The following is a 9,357-nucleotide window of genomic DNA, read 5'->3' on the forward strand; positions in this document are numbered from 1 at the left end:
ACGGCACCTGGTTGGTGGCCATCGTATCCGGCCAGCTGTCCCCCACCGAGAAGTTCTTGGGTGACCTGCTCGACGCGTTTTCTGACGGGCCGGTGGTGATCGGCCCCACGGCGCCCTCGCTGACCGCCGCCTACCACAGCGCCAGCGAAGCGATCTCCGGCATGAACGCCGTCGCCGGGTGGAGCGGGGCGCCGCGGCCCGTGCTGGCGCGAGAGCTGCTGCCAGAGCGCGCCCTGATGGGCGATGCGTCAGCGGTCGCGGCTTTGCACACCGACGTGATGCGGCCGCTGGCCGACGCCGGGCCGACGCTCACCGAAACACTCGACGCATACCTGGACTGCGGCGGCGCGATCGAGGCGTGCGCCCGAAAGTTGTTCGTTCATCCAAACACGGTGCGCTACCGACTCAAGCGCATCGCCGAGTTCACCGGCCGCGATCCCACAGATCCGCGCGACGCGTACGTCCTGCGGGTGGCCTCGACGGTCGGCCACCTGGCCTACCAGATGCATCACTCCAGCATCGGAAAGCCGGCCGCGACGCCGCAGGCGGCGACCGACGTCACAGCCGTGGGCGCCCGCCAGGGACAGTAAGAGATCGCGGCACGATATCAAACGAATCGCATCCGAGGGTGTTTTGTAGGGGCTCCACAAAAACCTAAGACAAGGTTCATAATCTGTTACACCCCGCAAAACCGTCTTCACAGTGTTCTCTTAGACACGTGATTGCGTTGCTCGCGCCCGGACAGGGCTCGCAGACACCCGGAATGCTGACGCCCTGGCTGGAACTGCCCGGCGCCGCAGAGCAGATCGCGGCATGGTCGGCGGCGAGTGGCCTGGACCTGGAGCGCCTGGGCACCACCGCATCGGCCGAGGAGATCACCGACACCGCGGTCACCCAGCCACTGGTCGTTGCCGCCACGCTGCTCGCGCACCAAGAGCTCACCAAACGCGGTTTGTTCAATGGCGCCGAACTGATCGTTGCCGGCCACTCCGTCGGCGAGATCGCGGCGTACGCGATCGCCGGCGTCATCTCCGCTGACGACGCCGTTTCGCTGGCTGCCACCCGCGGCGCCGAGATGGCCAAGGCCTGCGCGCTCGAGCCGACGGGGATGTCTGCGGTCCTCGGTGGTGACGAGGCCGAGGTGCTGCGCCGGCTTGACGAGCTCGAGCTGGTGCCGGCCAACCGCAACGGCGCTGGCCAGATCGTCGCGGCCGGCCCCTTGACCGCGCTGGACAAGCTGGCCGAAGACCCGCCGGCCAAGGCGCGGGTACGTCCGCTGGGCGTGGCCGGGGCCTTCCACACCGAGTTCATGGCGTCGGCCCTGGAGGGCTACGCGGCAGCCGCGGCCAACGTCGCGGCCGCCGAGCCTACGGCGACGCTCCTGTCGAACTATGACGGGCAGCCGGTATCGTCGGCGCAGGCGGCGATCGAGAAGCTGGTCGCTCAGCTGACCCGCCCGGTGCGTTGGGATCTGTGCACCGAGACCCTGCGTCAGCGCAATGTCACGGCGATCGTGGAGTTTCCGCCCGCGGGCACTCTGGCCGGGATCGCCAAACGGGAACTTCGGGGCGTTCCGACGCACCCGGCCAAATCCCCAGCAGACCTCGACGGGTTGGCGCAGTTGTAACGCTTACCAAGCTTTGGCACGAGGCGAAGGCCTTGCCGCCGACCCGAGGCAACAACCGAATAGCACGACTTCGCTAACCATTTGATACGCCACGCACCCCATACCGCACGCAACGCACCTACCGCACGTTTTCACCAGTAACACAACACATTACGAAGGGAAGCCACTGTGCCCGTCACTCAGGAAGAAATCATCGCCGGCCTTGCCGAGATCATCGAAGAGGTCACCGGTATCGAGCCGTCCGAGGTCACCCCGGAGAAGTCGTTCGTCGACGACCTGGACATCGACTCGCTGTCGATGGTCGAGATCGCCGTGCAGACCGAAGACAAGTACGGCGTGAAGATCCCCGACGAGGACCTCGCCGGGCTGCGCACCGTCGGTGATGTCGTCGAGTACATCCAGAAGCTCGAGGAAGAGAACCCCGAGGCGGCCGAGGCGATCCGCGCCAAGATCGAGGCGGAGAACCCCGACAAGGTCGAGGCTGTTCGGGCCCGGATTGCGGAAGCGCACACGGAGAAGTGACCAAGCCTTCCACTGCTAACGGCGGTTTCCCCAGCGTTGTGGTAACCGCCGTTACGGCGACGACGTCCATCGCGGCGGACATCGAGAGCACATGGAAGGGTTTGTTAGCTGGCGAGAGCGGCATCCACGTCCTCGAAGACGAGTTCGTCTACAAGTGGGATCTGCCGGTCAAGATCGGCGGTCACCTCAAGGATCCGGTCGACGCGCACATGGGCCGGCTGGACCTGCGGCGTATGTCGTATGTCCAGCGGATGGCCAAGCTGCTGGCCGGTCACCTGTGGGAAAGCACCGGCAGCCCCGAGGTCGACCCGGACCGGTTCTCGGTCGTTATCGGCACCGGGCTGGGCGGCGCGGAGCGGATCGTCGAAAGCTATGACCTGATGAACGAGGGCGGGCCCCGCAAGGTGTCCCCGCTCGCGGTTCAGATGATCATGCCCAATGGCTCCGCGGCGACCGTCGGTTTGCAGCTGGGAGCCCGGGCCGGGGTGATGACCCCGGTGTCGGCGTGCTCGTCGGGTTCGGAAGCCATCGCGCACGCGTGGCGGCAAATCATCCTGGGCGACGCGGACATTGCGGTCTGCGGCGGCGTCGAGGGCGGCATCGAGGCGCTGCCCATCGCGGCGTTCTCCATGATGCGGGCCATGTCGACGCGCAACGAGGACCCGGAGGGCGCCTCGCGTCCGTTCGACAAGGACCGGGACGGCTTCGTGTTCGGCGAAGCTGGCGCGCTCATGGTGATCGAGACCGAAGAGCACGCGAAAGCCCGGGGCGCAACAATTTTAGCCCGGCTGATGGGTGCCGGTATCACCTCTGATGCTTTCCACATGGTGGCGCCTGCACCCGACGGGATCCGTGCGGGCAAGGCGATGATCCGCGCGCTCGAGCTGGCGGGATTGTCCCCCAAGGACATTGACCACATCAACGCACACGCGACCGCTACCCCGATCGGTGACACGGCTGAAGCCAACGCCATTCGGGTCGCCGGCTGCGAACATGCAGCGGTGTATGCGCCGAAGGGCGCGCTGGGTCATTCCATCGGCGCCGTGGGTGCGCTGGAGTCGGTGCTCACGGTGCTCACCCTGCGAGACGGTGTCATCCCGCCCACGCTGAACTACGAAACACCTGATCCCGAAATCGATCTCGACGTCGTCGCGGGCGAACCCCGCTACGGCAATTACCAGTACGCGATCAACAACTCGTTCGGATTCGGCGGGCACAACGTCGCGCTTGCCTTCGGGCGTTACTGAAAGTTACGACGTCCGGCGCCGACGCGGGCCGCGAACGGTCCGAGGAGAAGCCGGACAGCAGGAAAGGAACTCATCCGACTCTCATGACAGAGCTGGTTACGGGGAAAGCGTTCCCCAATGTGGTTGTCACCGGCATTGCCATGACAACTGCCCTGGCATCTGACGCGGAAACCACGTGGAAGATGCTGCTGGACGGCCAAAGTGGTATCCGCAAACTCGACGACCCGTTCGTGGAAGAGTTCGACCTGCCGGTACGCATCGGCGGGCACCTCGTCGAGGAGTTCGACAGCCAGCTGTCGCGGATCGAGAACCGCCGGATGGGCTACCTGCAGAAGATGGCCACCGTGCTGGGCCGGCGGGTCTGGGACAACACCGGCGCCCCGGAGGTTGACACCACCCGGTTGGCGGTATCCATCGGCACCGGGATGGGATCCACCGAGGAGTTGGTCTTCGGCTACGACGACATGCGCGTGCGCGGCATGAAAGCGGTGTCCCCGCTGGCCGTGCAGATGTACATGCCCAACGGCGCGGCCGCCGCAGTCGGTCTGGAACGCAAGGCCAAGGCCGGGGTGATGACGCCCGTGTCGGCGTGCGCGTCCGGTTCGGAAGGCATCGCGCGGGCCTGGCAGCAGATCGTGCTCGGTGAAGCCGACATCGCGGTCTGCGGCGGTGTGGAGACCAAGATCGAGGCGGTGCCGATCGCCGGCTTCGCGCAGATGCGCATCGTGATGTCGACGAACAACGACGACCCGCCGGGCGCCTGTCGGCCGTTCGACAAAGACCGCGACGGGTTCGTGTTCGGTGAAGCCGGCGCGCTGATGATCATCGAGACCGAAGAGCACGCCAAAGCCCGGGGCGCAAACATTTTGGCCCGGCTGATGGGCGCCAGCATCACCTCCGACGGCTTCCACATGGTGGCGCCGGACCCCAACGGTGAACGTGCTGGATATGCGATGACCCGGGCGATTCAGCTTGCCGGTCTCACCCCGGGCGACATCGACCACGTCAACGCGCACGCCACCGGGACCTCGGTCGGCGACCTGGCCGAGGGCAAGGCCATCAACAACGCTCTTGGCCCGCACGGCGGAAACGCGGCGGTGTACGCGCCTAAGTCGGCACTGGGCCACTCGGTCGGTGCTGTCGGCGCGGTGGAGTCGATCCTGACCGTGCTCGCGTTGCGGGACCAGATCATTCCGCCGACACTGAACCTGGTCAATCTCGACCCAGAGATCGACTTGGACGTCGTGGCGGGCAAGCCGCGGCCCGGTGACTACAAGTACGCGATCAACAACTCATTTGGATTCGGCGGGCACAACGTCGCACTCGCCTTCGGTCGCTACTGAGCGTCGCTATTGAGCCGAGCACCAATCGAAGAGGAGACCTGTTCATGACGACCATGGCCCCCGAGGCGGTCGGCGAATCGCTTGATCCACGCGATCCGTTGCTGCGGCTGTCGACCTTCTTCGACGACGACAGTGTGGAACTGCTGCATGAGCGGGACCGCTCGGGCGTGCTGGCCGCGGCAGGCACCGTCAACGGCGTCCGCACTATCGCGTTCTGCACCGACGGCACGGTGATGGGCGGGGCCATGGGAGTCGAGGGCTGCGCGCACATCGTCAACGCCTACGACACCGCAATCGAGGAGCAGAGCCCGATCGTGGGCATCTGGCACTCCGGTGGTGCCCGGCTCGCCGAAGGCGTGCGCGCTCTGCACGCGGTCGGGTTGGTGTTCGAGGCCATGATTCGCGCGTCGGGTTACATCCCGCAGATCTCGGTGGTCGTTGGTTTCGCCGCCGGCGGCGCCGCGTACGGGCCGGCGCTGACGGACGTCATCGTGATGGCTCCGGAAAGCCGAATCTTCGTCACCGGGCCCGACGTGGTGCGCAGCGTCACCGGTGAAGACGTCGACATGGCGTCGCTGGGCGGCCCGGAAACCCACCACAAGAAGTCCGGGGTGTGCCACGTCGTCGCCGACGATGAGCTCGACGCGTACGCGCGTGGTCGCCGCCTGGTCGGATTGTTCTGTCAGCAAGGGCATTTCGACCGTAGCAAGGCTGAAGCAGGTGACATCGATCTGCACGCGTTGTTGCCGGAATCGTCCCGGCGCGCCTATGACGTGCACCCGATCGTGCACAGCCTGCTCGACGACGGCACGTTTGAGGAGTTCCAGGCCAAGTGGGCGCCGTCGATGGTGATCGGCTTGGGCCGGTTGTCCGGACGCACGGTCGGGGTGTTGGCCAACAACCCGCTGCGGTTAGGCGGCTGCCTGAACTCTGAAAGTGCCGAGAAGGCAGCGCGTTTCGTTCGGCTATGTGATGCGTTCGGGATTCCGCTGATCTGCGTGGTCGACGTGCCGGGCTATCTGCCCGGTGTGGACCAGGAGTGGGGCGGCGTGGTGCGCCGCGGCGCCAAACTGCTGCACGCGTTCGGCGAGTGCACGGTGCCGCGGGTTACGTTGGTGACGCGAAAGATCTACGGCGGGGCCTACATTGCGATGAACTCCCGCTCACTGGGCGCAACGAAAGTGTTCGCGTGGCCTGACGCGGAGGTCGCGGTGATGGGCGCCAAGGCGGCCGTCGGGATTCTGCACCGCAAGAAGCTGGCCGCCGCACCGGAGCACGAACGTGAGGCATTGCACGACCAATTGGCGGCCGAGCACGAGCGCATCGCCGGCGGGGTCGACAGCGCGATCGATATCGGTGTGGTTGACGAGAAGATCGACCCCGCGCACACCCGCAGCAAGCTGACCGAGGCGCTGGCCGAGGCGCCGGCGCGCCGCGGTCGGCACAAGAACATCCCGCTGTAAGGTTTTGCCTCTTTGCCGCGAGTCGCGAGCGTAACGCCACGGCGAGAAATCGCGAGAAAGTCTGCCGCAGCGTTACAATCGCGGATTGCGTCGCCCTATCGCGTGGTGTAGCCGCCGTTAGCGAAGATGGACCTACCAAGCCTAAGAAGGCTTTCCGCGGTGCGGTGAGCGAAACGCTCTTTGTCGTCAGGGGAAACCTCGCAGTGCTTAAGGAATTCCATCGCGGCGAAGTTGTCCTGCAGCGGGTAGTCCACTGAGAACATGAGATTGTCCAGGCCCAGCATCGCTCGGGCACAGTCGAATACGGCACGTCGAACGCCCCGCTGCTGGTGACGAAGACATTCTTTCGCAGGTAGTGGCCGACGTTGTTGCGCAGTCGGTGACCCGTCGACTCCCCCGTTCTTTTGTGGTCACCACTGAGCGCCCGGCTTCGTCGCCGTGACGGCGTGGGTGCGGATGAGCGGCAGACCCCACCAAGCACGCCACCCGAGATCTTGACGCTTGACGTTTTCCATGCCGCGCTGCCGTAATCGGTTGGCGTACAGCCGCGTGAAGCCGATGTCGGCGATGACGAGGCGACCGCCGGGCCGCAGCACCCGGATAGCCTCATCGATCGCGGACCGGCGTGCTTCGTTGCCAGACAGGTTGTGGATCGCCAGGCTGCTGACGACCACATCGAAGGACGCGTTCGGGAACTGGAGGTCGGTCATGTCGCGGGTGTGCAGCTCGATGCGGTCGGCCACGCCTTCGGCGTCGGCGTTGTCCAGTGTGGCCTGCATGCAGTTGCCGGTCTGGTCCGGCCGCCAAATGTCTACTCCCACAGCACGTCCCCGCGGCAAAAACTTCGCCGCCGCCAATAGCACCGCGCCGCGTCCGCAGCCGAGGTCGAGTACGCGTTCGTCGCCGCGCAGGTGCAGTTCTGTCAGCAGGTGGGCCCATACCTCAAATTTTCCACGCCGGCTGAACCGTAGAATGCTGAAGCCGGCGGACACCAGGACGACGGCAACCACAGCGGCCGTCACTCCAGCGACTACGCGCCCGTCCAAGAGCCACCTGACGGCCAAAACCGCTGCGGTAAGGCACAATAGCGCATAGACCGTGAACACGACCGGTGCGGGAATTAGCCGGTAATCGCCGTCGACTCCGTATCGCCCCCGCGGGCGCGCGAGGTCAGCAGCCAGCTCAGTCATCGTGATCGCCTCCGTATGCCGTGGCCCGGTAGTCGCGGGCAAGCCGGTCGAATATCGGGATCGCTTTGTTCGCAGCGCGTTTCACTCGCCGCTTGTCCGGTGCGTCGGCCGGCTCAAAGGCGCGGTGCACGGTGTCGGCGAGCTGATCGGCCTTCTGGTCCAGGCTCAACCGGATGCTCGGCGGCAAAAACGGTTCGGCGGCGAAGAACCCGAACACGATGTTCGGCAAGGTGTAGTCGAGATCAGAGGGGCGCAGTTCCGCACGCAGCATGCCCTCGGCGGCAAGCACACCCAGATAATCTCGGTTGACGCCGAGCTTGGTTTCCTCCAGCCGCCGGTGGTTCGCCGAGGCGAGGAACGTGTCGAGCGTATCGGCGTCGCGGGTATAGAGCGCACGAAGCACGGGACGGCGCATCGCTTCGACGAACAGCCGCCGCAGGTAGCGGTGCAGCGCCACTTCGGCGGGGTCGTTTCGCAGCGCATCGACGACCGCGTCCGTCATCCCCGCCGCCTCACGAGCGCTGACCGCGTTAAAGAGCTCCTCACGAGACCGCCAGTGCAGGTAGATGGTTCCCTTGCCGACGCCGGCGCGGCGAGCCAGCTCATCGATGGTCACTCGCCGATAGCCCCAGCGCAGCAGCAGGTCACGGGCGGTATCAAGGATCCGGTCGGCCCGCTGTACGCGATCGACACGAGAACGCTCCACCATCACCGACCCTCCGGTGTCCGAGACCCAATGACCAAAATACAATATTGGTCAACAGTCATCAAGCAATGGTGGCGGGGCGGCGAGGTTGCCTACCACCGCGGGCCAGTCGACTGGCTCAGTGCGTCCGACCGAGGATCTGGCACACCACCTCGCGGAGTTCGTTCTGCGGGTCGGCGGGCAGCCCGTCAGCCCGCCAGCCGACGAAATCATCGGGGCGCACTAACAATGCTCCGTCAGCTGCAAGTCCGGTGACGGCTGCCCAGGTGCCGTCTACGTCGACCTCAGTTCCAACGCGCCGCACGCTGATTGGGACGCCTGTTGCTCTCGACGCGGAGGCTGCGGCGTCGACCCACCGGGCACCGTCATCTCCGATGAACAGAGTGAACCCGGATGCGAGCAGGTCCAGGGTGGAAACCTGCTTGCCATCGCGATACACCCAGGCATGAGGCGCTCGGGTACCGGGTTGTCCGCGCAGCTCGTCCACCACCAGCACATCATCCGGATTCGCCGCGACCGGCTCGTCGGAAACCACTGCGGCGGACCGGTATTGGTAGCCGACCAGCAGGTGGAACATCGGCGCCTCCTCCTCTGGAGGCAAGTGCGGCCTACTGTCGTCGTCCAACTTCAGAAACTCCAGAGCCGGTCCGGTCAGCGACTGGCGGGCCGAGAACCGCCCGACTGGTCGCCGTTCGGCGTCGTAGGTCGTCAGCAACGCCGACCCGGCGGTGCCGTTCAAGACAGCGGCGAGCTTCCACGCCAAGTTGTGTGCGCTTTGAATCGCAGCGTTGGCTCCCCCGGCCTTGAATGGCGGCATAGTGTGCCCGGCGTCACCGACGAAAAAGATTCGCCCGCACTGGAATTGGTCGGCCACCCGCTCGTACGGTTGCCATGCGGCGACGTCGACGATCTCCATGTCGATCTGTTCGCCGATCGCCTTCGTCAGGATCTCGGCGCAACGTTGCCGGGTGAACTGTTCTGCCGTTTCCCCTTTGTCGGGGAAGTAGGTGGTCATGAACACGCCGAGGTCACCCTCGGCTGTGACGAATATCCCCTCTACGTCAGAGTTTTTGACCTGCACGGCATCGCCGTCGCCAAGGTGCGGGACGAACTGCCGCCATGGCGCGCGAAAGTAGATGAAGACGACAAAGATGGGCACGGCACCATACCCCGACGTCGTGACACCCAATGATTCGCGGACATGGCTGTGCACACCGTCGGCCGCGACCAGATAGTCCGCGCGCACCGTCTCTGACTCG

10 protein-coding genes are annotated in these 9,357 nt (G+C 65.5%); 6 read left to right on the forward strand and 4 right to left on the reverse strand.

Annotated features, from left to right (window positions below):
• From VFA16_RS01830 to VFA16_RS01855, 6 genes are all read left to right on the forward strand, one after another.
• The coding region (locus VFA16_RS01830) for a PucR family transcriptional regulator (protein WP_324966179.1) at positions 1-590 on the forward strand (590 nt) is incomplete at its 5' end.
• Between the two features lie 128 nt (positions 591-718).
• Entirely contained in the window at positions 719-1,627 is a 909-nt protein-coding gene (locus VFA16_RS01835) for an ACP S-malonyltransferase (RefSeq protein WP_324966180.1), read from the forward strand.
• A 168-nt stretch (positions 1,628-1,795) separates the two neighbouring features.
• Positions 1,796-2,149 (forward strand): meromycolate extension acyl carrier protein AcpM, encoded by a 354-nt coding sequence (acpM, locus tag VFA16_RS01840; protein WP_324966181.1) that lies wholly within the window; start codon positions 1,796-1,798, stop codon positions 2,147-2,149.
• The gene (gene kasA / locus VFA16_RS01845; protein WP_324966182.1) at positions 2,146-3,396 is read left to right on the forward strand and encodes a 3-oxoacyl-ACP synthase KasA; all 1,251 of its coding nucleotides are present in this window, start codon (positions 2,146-2,148) and stop codon (positions 3,394-3,396) included. The genes acpM and kasA overlap by 4 nt, the downstream gene beginning before the upstream one ends.
• A gap of 83 nt (positions 3,397-3,479) precedes the next feature.
• Positions 3,480-4,739 (forward strand): 3-oxoacyl-ACP synthase KasB, encoded by a 1,260-nt coding sequence (gene kasB / locus VFA16_RS01850; RefSeq protein WP_324966183.1) that lies wholly within the window; start codon positions 3,480-3,482, stop codon positions 4,737-4,739.
• Positions 4,740-4,783: 44 nt separating this feature from the next.
• A complete protein-coding gene (locus VFA16_RS01855) occupies positions 4,784-6,202 on the forward strand; it encodes an acyl-CoA carboxylase subunit beta (RefSeq protein WP_324966184.1) in 1,419 nt (472 codons plus the stop codon).
• Between the two features lie 95 nt (positions 6,203-6,297).
• Here the strand turns inward: VFA16_RS01855 and VFA16_RS01860 are convergent, their stop codons facing one another.
• From VFA16_RS01860 to VFA16_RS01875, 4 genes are all read right to left on the reverse strand, one after another.
• On the reverse strand, positions 6,298-6,465 hold the full coding sequence (locus VFA16_RS01860; protein ID WP_324966185.1) for a hypothetical protein: 168 nt from the start codon (positions 6,463-6,465) through the stop codon (positions 6,298-6,300).
• Positions 6,466-6,612: 147 nt separating this feature from the next.
• Positions 6,613-7,392 carry a class I SAM-dependent methyltransferase gene (locus VFA16_RS01865; protein ID WP_324966186.1) on the reverse strand — a complete coding sequence of 260 codons (780 nt, stop codon included), beginning with the start codon at positions 7,390-7,392 and terminating at the stop codon, positions 6,613-6,615.
• Positions 7,385-8,101, reverse strand: a complete 717-nt coding sequence (locus VFA16_RS01870) for a helix-turn-helix domain-containing protein (protein ID WP_324966187.1) — start codon at positions 8,099-8,101, stop codon at positions 7,385-7,387. Before VFA16_RS01870 ends, VFA16_RS01865 begins: the two co-directional genes overlap by 8 nt.
• A 115-nt stretch (positions 8,102-8,216) precedes the next feature.
• Positions 8,217-9,357 (reverse strand): FAD-dependent monooxygenase (locus VFA16_RS01875; protein WP_324966188.1); only part of this gene is annotated, 1,141 nt, incomplete at its 5' end.

It is taken from the genome of Mycobacterium sp. (assembly GCF_035653355.1).
GTDB lineage: Bacteria > Actinomycetota > Actinomycetes > Mycobacteriales > Mycobacteriaceae > Mycobacterium.

What these genes read in the sequence shown, in the direction of transcription:
- kasB (WP_324966183.1), top strand. Translation starts at nt 3,480, where the DNA reads ATGACAGAGCTGGTTACGGGGAAAGCGTTCCCCAATGTGGTTGTCACC.
- VFA16_RS01855 (WP_324966184.1), top strand. Translation starts at nt 4,784, where the DNA reads ATGACGACCATGGCCCCCGAGGCGGTCGGCGAATCGCTTGATCCACGC.
- VFA16_RS01860 (WP_324966185.1), bottom strand. Translation starts at nt 6,465, where the DNA reads ATGTTCTCAGTGGACTACCCGCTGCAGGACAACTTCGCCGCGATGGAA.
- VFA16_RS01865 (WP_324966186.1), bottom strand. Translation starts at nt 7,392, where the DNA reads ATGACTGAGCTGGCTGCTGACCTCGCGCGCCCGCGGGGGCGATACGGA.
- VFA16_RS01870 (WP_324966187.1), bottom strand. Translation starts at nt 8,101, where the DNA reads ATGGTGGAGCGTTCTCGTGTCGATCGCGTACAGCGGGCCGACCGGATC.